A 19681-nucleotide genomic window follows, 5' to 3' on the forward strand; every position below is an offset into this window, starting at 1 on the left:
CCGATGGCGCAACTGAGCGACGACTGTTTCGCGTTCTCGGGGCCCCTGCTGACGCTGGCCGAGATGGAGCAACTGATTGCGACACGCGTTGCGCCGGTCCCTGAGACCGAACGCGTGGCGTTGCGAGGTGCACGCGGCCGCGTCACGACCGGCGATATCAAGGCACCGCTCGATCTGCCGCCGTTCGACAATTCGGCGGTCGATGGCTATGCGGTGCGCCACGCCGATCTCGATGCGGACGGCGACACCACGCTCGCCGTCAGCGGCCGGCTCACCGCCGGCGCGCGCGCCGACATCGCACTGGGGCCGAAGCAGGCAATCCGCATCTTTACCGGTGCGGCGATGCCGGCCGGTGCCGACACCGTCTACATGCAGGAAGACGTGACGCTGGCGGGCGATGCGGTGACAGTGCCGAAAGGGCTGGCGCCTGGCGCCAACCGCCGGCTGGCCGGCGAGGATGTACCCGCCGGCCGCGTTGTTTTGCCCGCCGGTACCGTGCTCGAGGCCCGGCACATCGCGCTCCTGGCGGCGCTCGGCATCACCGAGGTCGAAGTGCGGCGTCGGCTGAAGGTCGCTATCTTTTCGACCGGCGACGAAGTCGTCGAACCCGGCACGCAACGCGCCGGCGCGACGATCTTCGATTCCAATCGCTATTTGCTGTCCGCGCTGTTCGAGCAACTCGGCACGGTCGTCACTGATCTCGGCATTCTGGCTGACGAGCCGTCCGAACTGGCGCGGGCGCTGGCCAAAGCCGCCGCGTGGCACGATCTCGTCATCACGTCGGGTGGCGTGTCGGCCGGGGAAGCCGATCACGTCCGGGCGGCGGTGGAGAAGATTGGCAGTCTGGTGTTCTGGCGCGTCGCCATCAAGCCCGGCCGGCCGGTGGCGATGGGGGTGATCCGCGCCGCGCCGCGCAAGGATTACGCGGCCCATGCCGGCGCCGCGTTTTGCGGACTGCCTGGTAATCCGGTTGCGGTGTTCGTGACATTCGTCCGCGTGGTCAAACCGCTGCTGCTGCGCCTTTCCGGCGCACGGCCGCAGAGCCTGACGCCCCTCCCGGTGCGCGCGGCCTTCACCTATATGAAAAAGAAGGGCCGACGCGAATATGTCCGGGTCGCCTTGCGGCGCGGGGCCGACGGCGAGATCGAAGCTGTGAAACATCCCCAGGACGGCACTGGTATTCTCACATCATTGACGGAGACCGACGGCTTGCTCGAATTTCCCGAAGACGTCGCCTCAGTCGCGCCCGGCGACCGTGCCGGCTTTCTCTCTTTCGCGGCGCTGATGGGATGAAGGTCTCGCCGCCCGACCACCCCTTCGCACACGCGCGTCGTATTGACGGCCGCTTCGTCAACAAGAGCGGCAGGGCTGTGACGCGCGGCGATGTCTGGCGCCTGCTGCGCACGCATGATCCGGCGCCGTGGCCCGAGCAAATTCCGCACCGGCAGGCCGAGAAACCGGTGACGCGCGTCACCGATGGCATCCGCATCACGCCGATGGGACACGCGACGGTGCTGCTGCAGACCGCGGGCTTGAACATCTTGACCGATCCGATGTGGTCGGAACGCGCGGGCCCGACGCGTTGGCTCGGCGCGAAGCGCCGCTGCCCGCCGCCGCTGGCGCTCGACGATCTGCCGCCGATCGACGTCGTGCTGCTCAGCCATTGTCATTACGACCATCTCGACCGCGCGACGCTAGCCTGGCTGGAGCAGCGCGACGGGCCGCGGCTCATCACCGGCCTCAATGTCGGCGCCATCACGCCATGCAGGAATGTTCGCGAGCTCGACTGGTGGCACAGCGAAGCGCTGGGCGGCGGTGTAACCACGACCTACGTGCCGGCCGAGCACGGTTCGGCGCGCGGGCTGTTCGACCAGAACAAGAGTCTGTGGGGCGGCTTCGTCATCGAGACGCCGGCAGGCACCATCTATTTCGCCGGCGACACGGCATTCGGCGAACATTTCGCCGCCATTCGCGAGCGTTTCGGCTCGCCGGACGTGTCGCTGTTGCCGATCGGCGCCTATCTGCCGCGCTGGTTCATGTCCATCGTGCACATGGATGCGCATCAGGCCGTCGAGGCGGCAAGCATTTTGCAATCGCGCGTCACGCTGCCAATCCATTACGGAGTGTTTCACCTCGCCGACGATGGCTATCACGAACCGCTGGAGACATTGAACGCCGCCTTGTCGGGCAGCGATCTCGACGTGCGCGTGCCGGCCTTCGGCGATGCAGTTCACATCTAGAGCATGTGTGCGGCGGCGATGGCCTGGGCTTTGGCGACATCGTCGGACGTATTGACGTTGAAGAACGGATCGACCGGCTGATCGGGCCAATCGGCGATGGCGATGCCATGGCGCGCGGTGAAGACCTCGACGCCGCGCACACCCTCTTCGGTGACCGCCTTGCGCAGATCCGCGCGCAGCGCCAGCGGCCACAAGCCGACGACGGGGTGCCGCCACTCGCCGGACCGTGCGCAAGCCAGCGGCATGCCGGCACCCATCCGGCGGCGCGCCTCATGCAGACGCTCGACCAGGTCGTCCGGAAGGAATGGACAATCGCCCGGCGCACTGAGCAGCCATTCGATGCCGTTGTCCTGTGCCGCGAGCCAATCGAGCCCGGCGAGAATGCCGGCGAGCGGACCCGGGAAATCCGGCAGGCTGTCCGGAACCACCACGCAGCCGGTGTCGGCGAAGCGCGCCGGATCGCCATTGGCATTGATGACGATGTCGATGCACTGGCCGGACAAGGTTGCCAGCACCCGGTCGAGGATGGTCGAACGGCCGATCTTGATGAGGGCCTTGTCGCCGCCGCCCATGCGGCGGGCGAGGCCGCCGGCGAGCACCAGGCCGAAAGTCGGGGGGTGGGGGAAGTCGCTCATGGAGGCTGTCTATCATTCCGCTGCGCTGTCCGAGGCGCGAATCTCGCCTCGCGGGACGATGCGGGATTCTCTATCGCGACAAGCCATTGCAATCAAAGCAGGAATATGCAGGTTAGCGGGCGCCGGAACGCCTGTCTTGCCGCTTGCCAAGCGCTGCGGCGGCTGTCAGGAACCGGCGCGCCGAAGGCGTGCTTGACGAGGCCGAGGAGCCCCGTCAGGACGTTCTGGTTTGGAGAGGTGGCCGAGTGGCTGAAGGCGCACGCTTGGAAAGCGTGTTTACGGGAAACCGTAACGAGGGTTCGAATCCCTCTCTCTCCGCCAGCCGCCGGATGTCCGCCACAGCTTTTGTCTTCACGCCTTGCTCACGACGCTGCGGGCGCTGACCGCGCGAACACCTCTTTGAAGAAAGGGTAAGCCGTGAGCATTGGATTGATCGCGCTGCTTGACGATGTTGCGGCGCTCGCCAAAGTGGCCGCAGCCTCGCTCGACGATGTCGCGGGGCAGGCGGCCAAAGCCGGCGTCAAGGCCGCCGGCGTCGTCATCGATGACACGGCGGTGACGCCTGGCTACGTCATCGGTTTTGCCGCCAAGCGCGAACTGCCCATCGTCGGCAAGATTGCAGTTGGGTCGCTGCGCAACAAGATCCTCATTCTCCTGCCGGCCGCACTGCTGCTGAGCTATTTCCTGCCATGGATCATCACGCCGATCCTGATGCTTGGCGGCGCGTATCTTTGTTACGAGGGCACTGAGAAGGTCGTCGAGGCTGTGCTGCCGGACCGTGCGCACGAGCATGAGGCGCGAACTGAATCGGTGGCCCTCAGTCCGAAAACGTTCGAGGACGAAAAGGTCGCGAGCGCGATCAAGACCGACTTCATCCTCTCGGCGGAAATCATGGCGATCACACTGGCTGCCATTCCGGCTGGCAGCGTTGTGACGCAGGCACTGGTGCTGGCGGTGGTGGCAATCGGCATCACCGCCGCGGTGTATGGCGTCGTCGCGTTGATCGTGAAGGCCGATGACGTCGGCCTCGCGCTAGCACGCAACGAACAGCCTTCGGTGACAGGCCGGATCAGCCGGGCCTTGGGACGTGCGCTCGTGCTCGGGATGCCGATTCTGCTGAAGTTGCTCAGTGCCGTCGGCACCGCCGCAATGATCTGGGTTGGCGGCGGCATCGTGCTGCACGGCCTCGAAGTCTATGGTCCGTCGCAGATCCAACATGCCGTCGAAAGCGCGGCGCGGGCTGTCGCAAGTCTGGTGCCGGCGCTCGGTCCTGTCCTGGAATGGACGACGATCGCAGCAATCTCCGGCGTCATCGGTCTTGCGATTGGCGGTGTCCTGCTGCCGGTGGTCGAGTTTGTCGTTTCACCGGCCTGGAAGCGGATCAAGCGTCTGGCGCGCTGAAGTTGCGGCATCACCCGCTATCAAATGTCGCGGCGCACGCCACTATCGAGTTCGATGGCGGCGCCGTTGAGATAGCTCGCCTGCTCCGACACCATGAAGGCAACCAGATTGCCGACTTCTTCCGGCTTACCGAACCGCGTCACGCCCAGTCTGGTCAGCAGCGCCTGCGCCGCCTCGTCGGCTGGCTTGCCGGTGCGCTCGGATTCCGAGCGCAATGACTGCGTGATGCGATCCGTCATGAAGTAACCGGGATTGATCGCGTTGACCCTGACGCCATCGCGGACGCCGATTTCGGACAGTGCCTTGGTGAAGTTCAGCAAGGCCGAGTTGATCGAACCGCCGATCGTGAAATCCGCGGCGGGCATGCGCGCGCCGAGACCAGCAATGTTGATGATCGAGCCGTGGCTTTTCCTGAGCGCTGGCCAGATCGCCTTGCTGAGCCGCACCGTGCCGAAGAACTTCAGCGCGAAGCCGCTCGCCCAGTCGTCCTCGGAAAGCTGGAAGAAGTCGCCGCGCTTGGCCGCGCCGGCGCAATTGACGAGAGCGTCGATCGTATCGAGCGTCGCCAGCGCCGCCTGCGCGGCCTTTTCCAGCGCTTCGGTGGACGACAGATCGGCGGCGTGGACAGTGACCTCGACCTTGTAGCGGCCGGACAGCTCGGCGGCGACCTGATCGAGCTTGGTCTTGTCGCGGGCGACGAGGAAAAGCCGCATGCCTTCTCGCGCCAAGGCTTCCGCGATCGCTGCCCCGAGGCCGCGACTTGCGCCGGTCACAATCGCCGACTTGCCGGCCAACCCGTAGTTCATGATCGTCGTCCTTTCTATTGGCTGACTTTATACGCCGAGTGCTGACCCATGCGCCCGGCGCGGCTCCGCCATCTTGCATATTGTATGACGGTAGGATTGACCGATGAAAAGGGCGGCCCTATGGTTTATGCGTAATTTATCCCGAACAGCGGAATCGCGGCGGGAATCGTTCCAAGGGAGGAAGACATGACCATCACGAAACGCAGGTTTCTTGGCGTTGCGCTGCCCTCGCTCGCTCTCGCCGCTTCCGGCGTCCCCGCGTGGGGCCAGAACAAGCTCGGCAATCCGGCCTGGAAATACGATCTTGTGATAGGCGGCGGCTCGGCCACCGGCAATTCGCGCATCTTCGCTTCCGCTGTCGGCAAGGTCATCACGGACAACGTCCAGGGCGTTCGCGCAAGCGGCGGCGTTTCGCCGGGCTACGACGCCGAAAGTGCCATGCATGTTCATGATGGCACGATGATCGGCGGCGTCGGTACGCCACTCATCATCCAAAACGCCATTGCCGGCAAGCCGCCGTTTCCGGCAGGCGGGATCGATTTGAAGTTCTGGTTCTCGCACAACGAAATTCCGCTCAACCTCTTCGCTCGCGGCGAGACTGGCTTCACGAAGATTTCGCAATTGAAAGGCGCGACCGTCGCGCTCGCCCCGGAAGGCACATCAAACTACATCCTCTCGAAGATCGTTTTCGAGGCAAACGGCGTTCCGATGAACTCGCTGAAGGTCCGCTACATGGATACGTCGAAGGCTATCCAGCAGCTGCAGGACGGCAACATCGACGCCCTGTCATATGTGCGCGATTATTCCGGCGCGATCCTTGAACTGACCGGCGCGAGGAAGGTCACACTTCTTCAGCCGACGGAAGAATCGCTGCCGAAGATCAAACAGGAAATCGAATGGGCTGGGCCCGCCGAATGGTCGCTCAAGGACAAGTACCCGGACATGAACGTACCAGCGCCTGGGCTCGCCTTCGTCTCCCCCGAGTTTATGTTCCTCTCCGGCAAGCTCCCCAACGATTTGGTGTACGCAATGACGCGCGCCGTCTGGGAGCATGTCACGGTGCTTCAGGAATCCAGCGCCGTCTATAAGCACGTCAACTTAAAGGACGCGCTGAAGCGCGTACCGATCCCGCCGCATCCCGGCGCGCTCGCCTATTACAAGGAACAGAATGTCCCCAATTGGGAAAAGTATGCGAGCCTCCTGCCTAAGGGATAGGCGACTGAAGAACCGGTTGAGGCGCCGCCCACACTGACGGACCGGCGTCTGGCGCCATGCGAAAACTCACAAACTGTGGTGGCTGGAATGTCGGCGATTGATGGGCAACTCGGCACGAAACACGATGATGAGATCGCAGGCGTCGTGCCTCATGTTGGCCCGACGACGGTAGATCCGAGTACGCGAGGTCCGGTTTGGCGTTTGATAACGGCCACGCTATCTCTAGCGCTATTCGTTTACCCGATCTACGCGGGGCTGTTCGGCGGGCCGCCGGCGATCGTGTTCATGTCCACCTATCTGCTGATTGTCATGGCTCTGACGGCGTTCCTGTTGCCGTCGGGAATTTTTAAGCCAGGGTCGGCTGGTGAGTGGGCTTTAAATTTATTGCTCGTCGCCGGGTGCGTTGCCGCGGCATGGGTAGCTTATGATTGGCTGCGTTTCGCGCTGGTCTTCACGCTGACGCCGCTCGAGAAAACCGGCTGTGTTGTCCTGCTGCTTGCGGCGATGGAGATGACCCGGCGGACGCCGACCAGCGCGATGAACTATGTGGCGATCGGCGCCATAGTATACGCGCTGTTCGGCAATTACTTGCCGAGTCTTCTCGGCCAGGCTGGCATGACGGTTGACCGGCTGCTGTGGAGCCAAGTGTTTACCACGGATGGCCTATTCGGCGAGCCGCTGTCGATCGGTGCGACTTTCATCGGCCTTTTCGTGTTCTTTGCCGCCTTCCTCGAAGCCAGCGGCGGCGCGCAAAAGTTTATGAACTTCACGATTGCCATCGCCGGCCGCTTCCGCGGCGGCTCAGCAAAGATCGCGATCCTGGCCAGCGCGATGATGGGCATGATGTCGGGCTCGTCGGTGACCAATATTGTCACCACGGGTGTCATTACCATCCCGATGATGAAGCGCGTTGGCTACAAACCGGAGATGGCCGCCGGCATCGAGGCGACCGCTTCGCTTGGCAGCCAGATAACGCCACCAATTCTCGGAGCGACGGCGTTTCTTATGAGTGAAATCACCGGCTATCCCATGATCCAAATCATGGCGCTGACCGTGATCCCCTGCATCCTGTTCTACTTCTGCATTTTCATGCAGGTGCACCTGGCCTCGATCAAGCTGAACATCGGCGCGCTCGATCCCAAGGAAATCCCGCCGCTCGGGCGCGCGACGTTTGAAGCGCTGCCGTTCTTCATACCGATCGTCGCATTGGTCGTGCTTCTCTATATGCGGTACTCGACGAGTTACGCGGTATCGGTATCGATCCTGTTCTTCTTCGCCGTGTGCATGGTCTTCCCGGAGACGCGGCGCAACTTCCTCGCCAATTCCATGCGCGGGCTCCGCGAAGGTGCCGCAACCTGCATTCCGCTTGTCGGATCGCTGGCGACCGCCGGGATGATCGTCGGCGTTCTGACGATGACGGGACTTGGTGACCGGCTGTCCTATTTGATCGAGATGGTGTCCGGGAACAATTTGCACATCATGATCGTCATGACGGCGCTGATCTGCCTACTGCTTGGAACTGGCATGGTGACGGTTGGCGACTATGTCCTGGTCGCGGTGACCGTGGTGCCCCTGATGGTGCATCTCGGCGTCGAATTAATCGTCGCGCATATGTTCATCTTCTATCTCGCGGTGATGAGCGCCATCAGCCCGCCGGTCATGGTCGGCGTTTTCGCCGCGGCTTCGATCGCGAAATCGGACACGATGAAGACGGCGTGGCAGGCCCTCCGTTTTTCGATCGTCGGCTTCCTGGTACCGTTTATCTTCATCTACGACCCCGCCATCCTCATGGTACATGGCATAACGTTGGAAGGGCTGTTCCTGCTCGCGTCGGTGCTAGTGGGCATCGTGGCACTCGCGATCGGCTTCGAGCAGTTCGCGTTCTTCAGAACCATTTCGCGGCCTTACGCGGCGGTTTATCTGGTCGTTGCCTTCGTTACGCTGTTGCCGTCGATAACGGCGAGCGCGATCGGCATGGGTTGCCTTGCCTTGCTGCTGGCGTGGGAGTGGATGCGTCGCCCAGCCCACACCGTGGCTGCGTAATTCCCGCAAGGCGCTGACGGTAATTCAGGAGGTTTCCACGATGCGGAGCGATACGCCCGGCGCCCGGTTCCGTCGATTGTTCGAACAAGGCCCGTTCGTCTGCATGGGCGCGCATGACCCGCTGACGGCACGCATCGCCGAGGCGGCCGGTGCTAAGGCGCTCTATGTCAGCGGCTTTGCGCTTTCCGCGGTGATCGCCGGCGCACCAGACTTCGGGGTGCTTACACAGACTGAGATGTTCGAAGCTATTCGCCGCATCTGTCGGGTAACGTCGCTGCCTGTATTTGCCGACGCCGATACCGGTTATGGCGGCCCTCTAGAAGCACGGCGCACAATCGAGCTTTGGGAAGAAGCTGGCGCCGCGGCTCTACACTTGGAGGACCAGGAGGCGCCGAAAAAATGCGGCCACTTTGCTGGGAAGCGACTGATCCCGACCGCCGATATGGTGCAAAAGCTCCACGCAATGCTGGACGCCCGGCGGGATCCCGGGTTCTTCGTCATCGCCCGCACCGATGCGATCGCCGTCGAAGGGATCGACAAGGCGATCGAGAGGCTGCGCGCCTACGCGGCGACCGGCGTCGACGCGCTTTATGCCGATGCGCCGGAAAGTCGCGACCATATGAAGGCTTTGAGCAGCGGACTGGGTGATCTCGGGCTGCCCATTCTGTTCAATATGGTGCGCTCCGGTAAGAGCCCGGTGCTGACTATGCAGGAGGCGGCGAAACTGGGTTTTGTTTTTGCATTGTGCCCGGTTGAGTCGATGCTGACCGAACACCGGGCCGTCAGCGAGATGATGCGACGCTTTCTCGCTGATCAGACGACAGACGCCATTGCAGAGGGGCTGACACCCTTCGACGAATTTAATCATTTCATTGGTCTCAGTGAAATGGCCGAGCTAAATCGTCGCTATGGCACCTGACAGAGTCGTTCGCCCGATCAGCGCAACGACTGAACGCTGGTCGCGATGCTGCGGCCGAGCGCCTTCACCGACGGCACGTAACGTTCGACGATTTCCTCAGGCCTGATCGCCGATTTGAAATACGTCATGCCGGCCGTCGCCAGCACCTTGTTATCGACGATGATGGGCACGGCGATGGTGCTGGACGAGCGCGGTTCGACCAGCGGATCGCGCTCGGCATGGCCCTGGCGGCGGATCCCCGACAGCATCGCCAGCGTGCGGGCGCGATCGCGCGCCGCCACGTCTTCCGGCTCGGGCGACAGCGCCAGCATGTCGAGCAGGCTGGCGCGCTCGCGCGACGGACAGAACGCCAGATAGGCGCGGCCCAGCGCGCGGCCGAGCAGGCTCAATCGCGTGTTGACCGTCGCCTGCTGAAACGGCGAGACCGGGCTGTCGGGAATGGTGCTGAAGCGGATCGCCACCGAAAGGCCGTCGCGCACGGCGATCGCCACCGGCCATTGATGCTGGCGGGTGAAGGCGATGGCCCAGGGCCGCGCCGCTTCGACCACGAGCGGATCGCCGCGGAAGCCGTTACTCAGCGATTTGACCCGGGACGTAACGGCATAGCCGCCCTGGCGGCGGTCGTTGACGACATAGCCCAGGGCGCAAAGCGACTTGAGCAGGCGGACCAGCGTCGATTTCGGCAGGGAGGTCGCCTTGTGCAACTGGTCGAGCGAGGCCACGCGATGGCGGTTGAGCTCCTCGAGCAGGCGCAAGGTGCGGGCTGCGGACTCGACTGTATCCGTCCTGAGCGGCATGCCCCAAAATTCCACTGTGCGGAATGCGGTCGATTACCTATGGCAAAAAGCCGGTGCGGCTGCAAACAATAAGCGTAAACAAAACTGCTGTTCCGCCCTGCGGAACAGCAAAATTCCCCGGGAGGAGCCGATGAAGAAATTTTTGCAGCTATGCGCTGTTCTCTGCCTGAGCTTGTTGTGCAGCTCGGCGTGGGCGCAGGACAACTGGCCAAGCCGCACCATCTCGCTGGTCGTGCCGTTTCCGGCCGGCGGCAATGCCGACATCATCGCGCGCGAAATTGCGCTGGCGCTCCAGGAAAAGCTCGGCCAGACCGTGATCGTTGAGAACCGGTCCGGCGCCGGCGGCAATATCGGCGGCGCTTACGTCGCCAAGGCGAAACCCGACGGCTACACCTTCCTGTTCTCGACGCCGGCTCCGGCCGCGCTGAACAAGCTCATGTACAAGTCGATGCAGTACGACCCGGCGGAAGATCTGTCGCCGGTGGTGCTGGTGTCGAAGTCGCCGCTCATCATCGTGGCGAAGCAGGGCGGCTTCAAGACGGTCAAGGAGCTGCTCGATTTCGCCAAGGCCAATCCCGGGAAGCTGAACATCGGCCATCCGGGCAAAGGCACCCTCGGCCACATCACCACGGTGTTCCTGCAGAAACTCGGTAACGTGAAGGTCGCGGACGTGCCCTATCGCGGCACCGCGCCGCTGATGACCGACCTGCTGGGCGGCCACATCGATGTCGCCATCGACTTCCTGACCACCTATGTGCCGCTGGTCAAAGAGGGCAAGCTCAATGCGCTGGCCGTGACCACGACGACGCCGTCATTTCAGTTGCCTGACGTGCCGACGGCGACCTCGGTCGGTCTGCCGGGCTTCGATGCGTCGGCTTGGTACGCCATTCTCGGGCCCAAAGGGACGCCGAAAGACGCCACTGAAAAGGTCAACAAGATCGTCAACGACTGGCTCAAGAGCGAGCAGGGCAAGAAGAGCCTGCAGCAGAACGGCATGGATGGCATCGGCGGCTCGCCGGACGATCTCAAGGCCTTCATCGCCAACGAACTCAAGAAATGGGCACCGCTCATCAAGGATGCCAACATCGAACTGTAAGTCGTAAGCTCGGCTATCTTCCTCTTGGCGCGGCGGCGTTAATCGCCGCCGCGTCTTTTGTTTGCAGAGGCTTTGGACATCGTCATGGCAAGCTCGACCTTCATCACCTGCGCCGTCACCGGCAACCACACCACGCGCGCGCAGAACCCAAATCTGCCGGTCACGCCCAATGAAATCGCGGAAGCGGCGCTGTCGGCCGCCGAAGCGGGCGCGGCCATCGTGCACATTCATGTCCGCGACCCGCAGACCACGATGCCGTCGATGAAGCTGGAATATTATGAAGACGTGGTTGCGCAGATCAGGCGCGCCAATCCGGCGCTGATCATCAATCTGACGACGGGACCGGGCGGCCGCTACCAGCCGTCGGCGCACGACCCGCTGGTGCCGGGACCCAAGACGACGCTGACCACGGCCGAGAAACGCGTGGCGCACATCACAGCGATCCGACCCGACATCGCCACGCTCGACCTCAACACCATGGTGTTCGGCGGCGAGGTCGTCATCAATGCGCCGGACAGCGTGCGCAAGATGGCGGCGGCAATGTCGGCGGCCGGCGTGCTGCCGGAACTGGAGCTGTTCGACTCTGGAGACATCCAGTTCGCCAACGATTTGATCAAGGAAGGCACGCTGGCGCCGAAGCCGTTGTGCTCGATCGTCATGGGCATCAAATACGGTTTCAAGCCGGTGCCGGAGACGTTGTTCTATGCGCGCGGCCTGATGCCGGAAGGCGCGATCTGGACCGGCTTCGGCACGGGCCGCATGGCATTTCCGATGGTGGCGCAGTCGTATCTCGCCGGCGGCAGCGTGCGTGTCGGCCTCGAAGATGCGGTCTATCTGTCGGCGGGCGAACTCGCGCCCTCGAATGCGGCGATGGTCGTCAAGGCCAGGCGCATCGTCGAGGATCTCGGCGGCGTCATCGCGTCGTCGCAGGAAGTGCGGGCCTTGCTGAAGCTGCCGGCGAGCAACGCCGCGCGCTGATCGCGCATCCATTGTCGTTTCCGGGTCTATTCCTTGACCGCGCCGGTCATCGCCGACACGTAGTGCTCGACGAAGAAGGCGTAGAGGACCACCAGCGGCAGCGAGCCGATCATGGCGCCGGCCATCAACGAACCCCAGCGGTAGACGTCGCCATCGACCAGCGCCGTGACGATCGCCACCGGCACCGTCTTGTAGCTGGTGGTCGAGATGAAGGTCAGCGCGTAGATGAACTCGTTCCAGCACAAGGTGAAGCAGAAGATGAAGGCCGAGATCAGGCCCGGCACCGCCAGCGGCAGGATGATCTTGACCAGAATCTGCCAGCGGCTGGCGCCATCCATCAGCGCACATTCCTCAAGCTCGAACGGGATGGTCTTGAAGTAGCCCATCAGCAGCCAGGTTGAGAACGGAATGAGGATGGTGGGGTAGGTCAGGATCAGCGCGAAGGGCGTGTCGAACAGGCCGTACTGGAAGACCACGGTCGACAACGGGATGAACAGGATCGACGGCGGCACGAGGTAGGCAAGAAAGATGAGGCCGCCGGCGACCGTCGAGCCCTTGAAGCGCAGACGAACCAGCGCATAGGCGGCGAGCACGCTGGCGAAGATCGACAACGCGGTCGCGCAGGTCGCCACCAGCATCGTGTTCCACAGCCAGACCGGATACTCCGTCTCGAACAGCAGCTTGGTGATGTGCTTGAGAGTCGGCGACCATGTCCAGAACGGACTGTAGGTATCCATGTCGAGCAGCTGAGCGTCCGGCTTCACCGAGGTCAGCGCCATCCAGTAGAACGGGAACAGCAGCACCACCAGAATGAGCCCCAGCGGCAGATAGAGCGTCACCAGCCGGCGCGGCAGGCTATGCAGGTAGCTCATGCCTTCGCTGTGGTCGGCCGTCCCGGCCAGCGTGCCGCGCGGATCGCCGGCTTTTTGAGCGAGTGCGTCAGTCATTGTCGCCACCTTGTTGCCACTTGCGGCGCTGCAGCCCGAACCACGACACCATGATCGCAGCCAGCAGGAACGGGATCATGGCCGTCGAGATCGCGGCGCCTTCGCCGAGATAGCCGCTCATGATTGCGCGCTGATAGGAGAGGGTCGCCATCAGATGCGTGGCATTCACCGGGCCGCCGCGCGTCATGACCCAGATGAGCTGGAAGTCGGTGAAGGTGAACAGTACCGAGAAGGTCATGACCACCGCGATGATCGGTGTCAGAAGCGGATAGGTGATGAAGCGGAAGCGCTGCCAGGTCGAGGCGCCGTCGATGGTGGCGGCTTCGTAGAGCGACGGCGATACGGTCTGCAGGCCCGCCAGCAGTGTGATGGCGACGAACGGCACGCCGCGCCAGATATTGGCGAAGATCACAGACCAGCGCGCGTTCCAGACGTCACCGAGGAAGTCGATGTTCTGGGTGATGAGCCCCATCTGCTTCAGCGACCACGAAATGATCGAGAATTGAGGGTCGAACAGCCACCAGAAGGCGATCGCCGACAGCACCGTCGGAACGATGAAGGGAATCAGCACGATGGCGCGGATGATGGCCTTGAACGGCAGATTCTCGTTGAGCAGCAGCGCCAGATAAAGCCCGATGGCGAATTTGATGATGCTGGCGACGCCCGTATAGAGAATGGTGTTGAACACGGAGAGCCAGAAGACGGAATCTTCCCAGAGATAGATGTAGTTCTCGACGCCGACGAAGACGCCGTCGCGGCCGAGCCGTGCGTCAGTGAAGGACAGCCAGACGCCGAGGCCGAGCGGATAGGCGAGAAACAGGATCAGGAAGGCCGCGGCCGGCAGCATGAACCATGCTCCGAGCCAGTTCTTGTTGACCTTGAGACGGTCCCAGGCGGTGATCTCGCGGATCTCCCGGGCCGGCTTGGCTGTTGGCGCTGCAATGCTCACAGTCGGCGGACTCCCAACTAAGAAGAAGACCGGCGGAGGAAAGTCGCCTCCGCCGGTCGTTGACGCTTAGCGATAGATGCGCTTGAGCTGGCGTTCGGCGCCCGCGATGGCGCCTTTGGCGTCTTCGCGGCCGGTGCAGTAGTTGGCGAACATGTCGAGCACGACGAAGTCAGAGATCGCGGTCGCCGCCTTCTCGCCGACGGAGCCGAGGCCGCCCGCGGTCAGCGAACGCTTGGCGACGTCGCGGAACACGGTGTTCTTCGGATCGGCGGTCCAGATCGGATTCGAGTCGTACTCGTTCAGGCAGTGGGTCAGATAACCCTTGGCCGATTCGATCCACGGGTTGAAGTTCTTGGCGTCGAGCATGAACGCCATCAGCGACTTACAGGCCTGCGGATACTTCGTGTATTTCATCGCCAGGATTGGATACATCAGGTGAAGTTCGGTCGGCTTGCCGACCGGGCCCACCGGGAAGTAGGCGTGATCCATGTCTTCCGCGATGTCCTTGGCGTTGTTCTTCGCGGCGACGTAGATCGAGATGCCGTTATTCGTCCAGAAGATTTCCTTGGCGAGGAAAGCCTTGTTGTTGGACGCATCGTTCCAAGACGCGGTGCCTGGGATCATGTAGCCGTAGAGCGTCTTGGCGTATTCGAGCGCCTTGACCGTCTCCGGCGAGTTGATGATGACCTTGTCGTCCTTGTCGACGACCTGGCCGCCCTGCGCCCACAGGCACCAGTGGATCCAGGTGTTGCCGTCGCCCGACGCGTGGCCGAGCGCGAAACCGCCGGGCGTGCCCTGCGCCTTCATCGCCTTGGCGTATTCGAGGAACTCGTCGGTCTTGGTCGGGAATTTCGAGAACCCGGCCTTCTTCGAGGCTTCGAGGCGGTAGTTCATCAGCGCGCCGGAATAGCAGATCGGGATAGCGATCCACTTGTTGCCGTTCTTGCCGTACTTGATCGCGCTGTCGACCCAGCCGCCATGCGCCTTGCCGAGATAGTCGGCGACGTCGGTGACGTCGAGGCACTTCTGCGGGAACAGGTGCGGCAGCGAGTACAGACCCCAGAACAGGTCCGGCCCGGTGCCGGTGTTGGCCGCAACCGATGCCTTCGGCTGCACGTCTTCGTAGGATTCGCGGGAGATCTCGACCGGAACGCCGGTGGCCTTGCTATAGGCGTCGATCAGCTTGACGAAGGCGTCGTCTTCCTCCTTCACGAAGTATTTCCAGCGCAGCATCGACAGCTTGGCGCCCTTCTCAGGCTTCCACTGCGCGTTCTGCGCCCAGACCTTGGCCCAATCGAGCAAGGCGGGGCCGGTCAGTGCCGCCGCCGCGCCCAGCGCGGTGCCGGCCTTGACCAGACTACGGCGTGTCAAGTCAGTCATCGTTTCTCTCCCTTTAAGTTCTGTTTTGTTAAAAGCAGTCTTCAGGAATTCAGGCGCTTGCCTGTCGAAGCGTCGAACAGATGCACGAGCTTCGGGTCGGGTTTCAGCCGGATCTTTTCGCCCGGCTTGAACTGATGACGTTCGCGGAACACCGCGACCACCTCTTCGCCTCCCAGATTGGCGAAAACCTGTGTCTCCGAGCCGGTCGGCTCGATGACGATGATCTCGGCTTCGGCGCCGTCGTCGGCCAAAGTGAAGTGCTCCGGCCGGATGCCGTAAATGGCATCAACGCCGTTGGCGCTGGCCGGCACGTCAGCGAGCGGGAGCTTGACGCCCTGCGGGCCGATGAAGGTCCCAGTGCCGTTCACCTGCACCTTGCCCTTGAGGAAGTTCATGGCCGGCGAACCGATGAAGCCGGCGACGAAAACATTGGCCGGCTTGTCGTAGAGGTCGAGCGGTGCGCCGATCTGCTCGACGATGCCGTCATGCATGACGACGATCTTGTCGGCCATGGTCATGGCCTCGATCTGGTCGTGCGTGACGTAGACCGTGGTGGTCTTGAGGCGCTGATGCAGCTCCTTGATCTCGGTGCGCATCTGCACGCGCAGCTTAGCATCGAGATTCGACAAGGGCTCGTCGAACAGGAACACTTGGGGATCGCGGACGATGGCGCGGCCCATGGCGACGCGCTGGCGCTGGCCGCCGGAGAGCTGGCGCGGATAGCGCTCGAGCAGATTCTCCAGGCCGAGAATGCCGGCCGCGCGGTTGACGCGCGAGTCGATCTCTTCCTTCGGCGCGCCGCGCAGCTTCATGGAGAACGCCATGTTGTCCGACACGGTCATGTGCGGATACAGCGCGTAGTTCTGGAACACCATCGCAATGTCGCGCTCTTTCGGCGGCACGTTGTTGACGACGCGATCGCCGATGGCGATCTCGCCTCCAGTGATGTTCTCCAGGCCCGCGATCATGCGCAAAAGCGTGGACTTGCCGCAGCCGGAGGGGCCGACCAGCACCACGAATTCACCGTCGAGAATGGAAATGTCTACGCCGTGGATCACGGCGGTCGTGCCGAACGCTTTCCGGACGTCGCGGATCGCGACAGAAGCCATCGTCTTCCCTCCCTGTCGACGCTTTTCTCAGCGTCACCGCGAGTGGGGTTGTTCCCATCGTCGCGGTCGGCCTTTTGCGGCCGCCGGCTGTATTCAGCCGAAATTTCGCGGTGATATCATCATATGACACCGGCCGCGGCAATACCCCGTTGGTCGCAGTCGCGATGGTCGATATCGCGACGGCGTGAAGGCCTGCCGTAACAGGTTACATCGTCATACCGCCGTCGATTTGCAGAGTTTGTCCGGTGTAGTAGCTCGATTCATCGGAAGCGAGCCAAACCGCGCCGGCAGCGATTTCTTCCGGCGTGCCAAGACGGCCGATCGGCTGACGATCGATAAAGTCCTGACGGACTTCTTTTGCCGACTTGGCGAACTTTTTGGCGTTGGTGGCGATGCGCTCATTCAGGGACGGCGACTGAATGGTGCCGGGGCAGATGGCGTTAACGCGCAAGCCCTGGCGGATGAAGTCGGCGGCCATCGCCTTGGTTAGTCCGATCACGGCGGCCTTGGTGCTGCCATAGGCATAGCGGTTCGGAATTCCGCGCAGCGAAGAAGCGACCGACGCGATATTGATGACCGAGCCGCCGCTATGTTTCAGCATCGCCGGGACGAAAGCGCGCAAGGTCCGGTGCATCGATTTCACGTTGATATCGAAGGACCGGTCCCAATCCGCCTCGCTGCAGTCGAGGATGCTGCCCTGATGCACAAATCCTGCGCAGTTGGCGAGGATATCGGGCGCGCCGAATTCCTTGATCACCTTCTGCGCCAGCGTGTCCACCGCTTCAGTCGACGTGACATCCAGCGCGTAAGACTTGGCTTTCTTGAGATCCTTGAGTTTGCCGGCATCGAGATCTGTCGCAATGACCTTGGCGCCCTCGGCCACGAACGCTTCCGCGATGGCGCGGCCGATGCCCTGTCCGGCCGCCGTCACGAACGCAACCTTGCCTTTCAAACGTCCAGCCACTTGTCGTTCCTCCCGCCCTGTCTTCTTTTTATGGTACTGTGCTTAGTGGTTATCGCGTGGAATGTATTTCTGGGCGACCCGCTGATACTTCACTGCCGGCTTGAGCACCATGCCTTCGCCGAGCTGATCGACCATGCCGCGCTGGATTTCCTGCCATGGCGTCTGGCTCGCCGGATATTTGAAGCCGCCCTGCTTTTCCAGTGTTGCGCGACGCTCGGCGAGCTCCGCTTTGGAAATGAGAATGTCGGCGGTGCCCTTGTTGAGGTCGATGCGCACGCGATCGCCGCTCTTGAGAATGGCGAGGCCGCCGCCGGCTGCTGCTTCCGGCGAGGCGTTGAGGATAGATGGCGAGGCCGACGTGCCGGACTGACGGCCGTCACCGATACATGGCAGCGACAGGATGCCATTCTTGATGAGATAGTCCGGCGGCTGCATGTTCACGACTTCCGCCGCGCCGGGATAGCCGATCGGCCCGGTGCCGCGGATGAACAGCATGGTGTTCTCGTCGATCTTCAGCTTTGGATCGTCGATGCGGTGGTGATAATCCTCCGGCCCTTCGAACACGACGGCGCGGCCTTCGAAAGCCATCGGATCCTTGGGGTTGCTGAGGTAACGGTCCCGGAATTCATCGGAGATGACCGAAAGCTTCATGACGGCCGAGTCGAACAGGTTGCCGTGCAGCACCTTGAAGCCGGCCCTTTCCTTCATCGGCTTCTTGTAGGGCCGGATCACGTCTTCGTTGATGATCTTGGCGCGCTTGACGTTGTCACCCATCGTCTTGCCGTTGACGGTGATGGCGTCGGCGTGAATCTTCTTCGCCTTGAGAAGTTCGTTCATCACCGCCGGCAGGCCGCCGGCGCGATAATACTCTTCGGCGAGATAGAAGCCCGCCGGCTGCATGTTGACCAGCAGCGGAATGTCGAGGCCGACCTTCTCCCAGTCGGTGATGTCGAGCTTGACGCCGATATGTTTGGCGATCGCGTTGATGTGGATCGGCGCGTTGGTTGAGCCGCCGATCGCCGAGTTGGCAATGATGGTATTCTCGAAAGCTTTGCGGGTCAGAATGTCCGAAGGCTTGAGATCCTCGTGCACGATCTGGACCGCGCGCACGCCGGTGTCGTAGGCAATCTGACCGCGCTCACGGTACGGCGCGGGGATCGCGGCGCAGCCGGGCAGCGACATGCCGAGCGCTTCGGCCAGCGCATTCATGGTTGAAGCGGTGCCCATGGTGTTGCAGTGGCCGATCGACGGCGCCGAATTGGCGACCAGATCGATGAACTGCTGATAGCTGATCTTGCCGGCGGCGTGATCCTCGCGCGCCTGCCACACCACCATGCCCGAGCCGATGCGGCGTTCGCCGTCCCAGCCGTTGAGCATCGGGCCGCCCGACAGCACGATCGACGGAATATTCACGGTCGCCGCCGCCATGATGCAAGCCGGCGTGGTCTTGTCGCAGCCGGTCATCAGCACGACGCCGTCGAGCGGATAGCCGTAGAGGATTTCGACGAGGCCGAGATAAGCCAGGTTGCGGTCGAGCGCGGCGCCAGGGCGCTTGCCGGTTTCCTGGATCGGATGCACCGGAAATTCGAAGGCGATGCCACCGGCGGCGCGGATGCCTTCACGCACGCGCGAAGCCAGTTCGAGGTGATGACGATTGCAGGGCGAGAGATCGGAGCCGGTCTGGGCAATGCCGATGATCGGCTTGCCGGAGGTCAGCTCTTCGCGAGTCAGGCCCCAGTTCAGGTAGCGCTCGAGATAGAGCGCGGTCATGCCCGGGTTTTCCGGATTGTCGAACCACAATTGCGACCGCAGGCTCTTGCCCTTGGGCTTCTTCTCGGACGACTGATGGGCGCGCTTCGACTGTTTCATGAATGTTTCTCCCTGGCGCCGCTTGAGCGCGTCATTGCTTGTGGTGGCCGACCGAGGCGGTCAGCCCTAAAGGCGTGGTGGTCTGGAAAGCTCTGCTCGACCCGTCGGGCCGCGTCGCTGGGGCGCCGTCCGGCTTGATTTCGGGTCGCTGGCGATGAGGGCCTCCGGCGGGTGCGCCGCCTTCACGTTGAAGTACCTCAAGTTGAGCGCAATTCTAATGTCTCGGCAACGGGACGTTTGTGTGCTTCGCAAAAAGAGCCTATTGTATGCAATACACGACTGGCCGCTAACATCTTGTCCCCAATGAATTCTCTGCCTCTTTTTTGGATTTCT

General features: G+C 62.6%; 17 protein-coding genes and 1 tRNA gene. 9 read left to right on the forward strand and 9 right to left on the reverse strand.

All coding sequences use genetic code 11. From position 1 onward, the window contains the following. Window positions 1–3: 3 nt before the first annotated feature. Both glp and ASD45_RS19410 read left to right on the forward strand, forming a co-directional pair. On the forward strand, window positions 4–1293 hold the full coding sequence (glp, locus tag ASD45_RS19405; protein WP_056913313.1) for a gephyrin-like molybdotransferase Glp: 1290 nt from the start codon (window positions 4–6) through the stop codon (window positions 1291–1293). Beyond that, on the forward strand, window positions 1290–2240 hold the full coding sequence (locus ASD45_RS19410; protein WP_056913314.1) for an MBL fold metallo-hydrolase: 951 nt from the start codon (window positions 1290–1292) through the stop codon (window positions 2238–2240). The genes glp and ASD45_RS19410 overlap by 4 nt, the downstream gene beginning before the upstream one ends. Here the strand turns inward: ASD45_RS19410 and mobA are convergent. Next, the gene (mobA, locus tag ASD45_RS19415; RefSeq protein WP_056913315.1) at window positions 2237–2875 is read right to left on the reverse strand and encodes a molybdenum cofactor guanylyltransferase MobA; all 639 of its coding nucleotides are present in this window, start codon (window positions 2873–2875) and stop codon (window positions 2237–2239) included. The genes ASD45_RS19410 and mobA overlap by 4 nt on opposite strands. 231 nt (window positions 2876–3106) lie before the next feature. Between mobA and ASD45_RS19420 the strand changes: the two genes are divergently transcribed. Then, window positions 3107–3196: transfer RNA gene (locus ASD45_RS19420), tRNA-Ser, on the forward strand. Window positions 3197–3292: 96 nt separating this feature from the next. Further along, window positions 3293–4276 (forward strand): DUF808 domain-containing protein, encoded by a 984-nt coding sequence (locus tag ASD45_RS19425; protein WP_056913316.1) that lies wholly within the window; start codon window positions 3293–3295, stop codon window positions 4274–4276. Window positions 4277–4296: 20 nt separating this feature from the next. On the opposite strand, the gene ASD45_RS19430 is transcribed toward ASD45_RS19425, so the two are convergent. Continuing rightward, on the reverse strand, window positions 4297–5082 hold the full coding sequence (locus ASD45_RS19430; RefSeq protein ID WP_056913317.1) for an SDR family oxidoreductase: 786 nt from the start codon (window positions 5080–5082) through the stop codon (window positions 4297–4299). A 186-nt stretch (window positions 5083–5268) separates the two neighbouring features. On the opposite strand from ASD45_RS19430, the gene ASD45_RS19435 reads away from it, so the two are divergent. The 3 genes from ASD45_RS19435 to ASD45_RS19445 all read left to right on the forward strand — a co-directional run bounded on the left by ASD45_RS19435 (window position 5269) and on the right by ASD45_RS19445 (window position 9259). Then, window positions 5269–6297, forward strand: coding sequence for a TAXI family TRAP transporter solute-binding subunit (locus ASD45_RS19435; RefSeq protein ID WP_056913318.1), 1029 nt, complete (start codon window positions 5269–5271; stop codon window positions 6295–6297). A gap of 87 nt (window positions 6298–6384) precedes the next feature. Then, window positions 6385–8340 carry a TRAP transporter fused permease subunit gene (locus ASD45_RS19440; protein WP_082541042.1) on the forward strand — a complete coding sequence of 652 codons (1956 nt, stop codon included), beginning with the start codon at window positions 6385–6387 and terminating at the stop codon, window positions 8338–8340. A 40-nt stretch (window positions 8341–8380) separates the two neighbouring features. Then, entirely contained in the window at window positions 8381–9259 is an 879-nt protein-coding gene (locus tag ASD45_RS19445) for an isocitrate lyase/PEP mutase family protein (RefSeq protein WP_056913320.1), read from the forward strand. A 17-nt stretch (window positions 9260–9276) separates the two neighbouring features. On the opposite strand, the gene ASD45_RS19450 is transcribed toward ASD45_RS19445, so the two are convergent. Continuing rightward, window positions 9277–10056: a DNA-binding transcriptional regulator gene (locus ASD45_RS19450; RefSeq protein ID WP_056913321.1), complete on the reverse strand. Its 780-nt coding sequence runs from the start codon at window positions 10054–10056 to the stop codon at window positions 9277–9279. Window positions 10057–10186: 130 nt separating this feature from the next. Here ASD45_RS19450 and ASD45_RS19455 point away from each other — a divergent pair, with 130 nt between their 5' ends. Both ASD45_RS19455 and ASD45_RS19460 read left to right on the forward strand, forming a co-directional pair. Continuing rightward, entirely contained in the window at window positions 10187–11152 is a 966-nt protein-coding gene (locus tag ASD45_RS19455) for a tripartite tricarboxylate transporter substrate binding protein (RefSeq protein WP_056913322.1), read from the forward strand. Window positions 11153–11236: 84 nt separating this feature from the next. Further along, window positions 11237–12130 (forward strand): 3-keto-5-aminohexanoate cleavage protein, encoded by an 894-nt coding sequence (locus tag ASD45_RS19460; protein ID WP_056913323.1) that lies wholly within the window; start codon window positions 11237–11239, stop codon window positions 12128–12130. Between the two features lie 26 nt (window positions 12131–12156). On the opposite strand, the gene ASD45_RS19465 is transcribed toward ASD45_RS19460, so the two are convergent. From ASD45_RS19465 to ASD45_RS19490, 6 genes are all read right to left on the reverse strand, one after another. Beyond that, complete coding sequence (locus ASD45_RS19465) at window positions 12157–13002, reverse strand: carbohydrate ABC transporter permease (RefSeq protein ID WP_244485573.1); 846 nt, start codon at window positions 13000–13002, stop codon at window positions 12157–12159. 67 nt (window positions 13003–13069) lie between these two features. Next, a complete protein-coding gene (locus ASD45_RS19470) occupies window positions 13070–13987 on the reverse strand; it encodes a sugar ABC transporter permease (protein ID WP_200949758.1) in 918 nt (305 codons plus the stop codon). A gap of 105 nt (window positions 13988–14092) precedes the next feature. Further along, the gene (locus ASD45_RS19475) at window positions 14093–15406 is read right to left on the reverse strand and encodes an extracellular solute-binding protein (RefSeq protein WP_056913326.1); all 1314 of its coding nucleotides are present in this window, start codon (window positions 15404–15406) and stop codon (window positions 14093–14095) included. A 41-nt stretch (window positions 15407–15447) separates the two neighbouring features. Then, window positions 15448–16515 carry a sn-glycerol-3-phosphate ABC transporter ATP-binding protein UgpC gene (ugpC, locus tag ASD45_RS19480; protein ID WP_056913327.1) on the reverse strand — a complete coding sequence of 356 codons (1068 nt, stop codon included), beginning with the start codon at window positions 16513–16515 and terminating at the stop codon, window positions 15448–15450. Between the two features lie 205 nt (window positions 16516–16720). Next, window positions 16721–17479: a glucose 1-dehydrogenase gene (locus tag ASD45_RS19485; RefSeq protein WP_056913328.1), complete on the reverse strand. Its 759-nt coding sequence runs from the start codon at window positions 17477–17479 to the stop codon at window positions 16721–16723. 42 nt (window positions 17480–17521) lie between these two features. After that, complete coding sequence (locus ASD45_RS19490; RefSeq protein WP_056913329.1) at window positions 17522–19348, reverse strand: IlvD/Edd family dehydratase; 1827 nt, start codon at window positions 19346–19348, stop codon at window positions 17522–17524. Between the last annotated feature and the right edge of the window lie 333 nt (window positions 19349–19681).

Source organism: Pseudolabrys sp. Root1462 (genome assembly GCF_001426945.1).
GTDB lineage: Bacteria > Pseudomonadota > Alphaproteobacteria > Rhizobiales > Xanthobacteraceae > Pseudolabrys.

What these genes read in the sequence shown, in the direction of transcription:
- glp (WP_056913313.1), top strand. Translation starts at nt 4, where the DNA reads ATGGCGCAACTGAGCGACGACTGTTTCGCGTTCTCGGGGCCCCTGCTG.
- ASD45_RS19410 (WP_056913314.1), top strand. Translation starts at nt 1,290, where the DNA reads ATGAAGGTCTCGCCGCCCGACCACCCCTTCGCACACGCGCGTCGTATT.
- mobA (WP_056913315.1), bottom strand. Translation starts at nt 2,875, where the DNA reads ATGAGCGACTTCCCCCACCCCCCGACTTTCGGCCTGGTGCTCGCCGGC.
- ASD45_RS19430 (WP_056913317.1), bottom strand. Translation starts at nt 5,082, where the DNA reads ATGAACTACGGGTTGGCCGGCAAGTCGGCGATTGTGACCGGCGCAAGT.
- ASD45_RS19435 (WP_056913318.1), top strand. Translation starts at nt 5,269, where the DNA reads ATGACCATCACGAAACGCAGGTTTCTTGGCGTTGCGCTGCCCTCGCTC.
- ASD45_RS19440 (WP_082541042.1), top strand. Translation starts at nt 6,385, where the DNA reads ATGTCGGCGATTGATGGGCAACTCGGCACGAAACACGATGATGAGATC.
- ASD45_RS19445 (WP_056913320.1), top strand. Translation starts at nt 8,381, where the DNA reads ATGCGGAGCGATACGCCCGGCGCCCGGTTCCGTCGATTGTTCGAACAA.
- ASD45_RS19450 (WP_056913321.1), bottom strand. Translation starts at nt 10,056, where the DNA reads ATGCCGCTCAGGACGGATACAGTCGAGTCCGCAGCCCGCACCTTGCGC.
- ASD45_RS19455 (WP_056913322.1), top strand. Translation starts at nt 10,187, where the DNA reads ATGAAGAAATTTTTGCAGCTATGCGCTGTTCTCTGCCTGAGCTTGTTG.
- ASD45_RS19460 (WP_056913323.1), top strand. Translation starts at nt 11,237, where the DNA reads ATGGCAAGCTCGACCTTCATCACCTGCGCCGTCACCGGCAACCACACC.
- ASD45_RS19465 (WP_244485573.1), bottom strand. Translation starts at nt 13,002, where the DNA reads ATGAGCTACCTGCATAGCCTGCCGCGCCGGCTGGTGACGCTCTATCTG.
- ASD45_RS19475 (WP_056913326.1), bottom strand. Translation starts at nt 15,406, where the DNA reads ATGACTGACTTGACACGCCGTAGTCTGGTCAAGGCCGGCACCGCGCTG.
- ugpC (WP_056913327.1), bottom strand. Translation starts at nt 16,515, where the DNA reads ATGGCTTCTGTCGCGATCCGCGACGTCCGGAAAGCGTTCGGCACGACC.
- ASD45_RS19490 (WP_056913329.1), bottom strand. Translation starts at nt 19,348, where the DNA reads ATGAAACAGTCGAAGCGCGCCCATCAGTCGTCCGAGAAGAAGCCCAAG.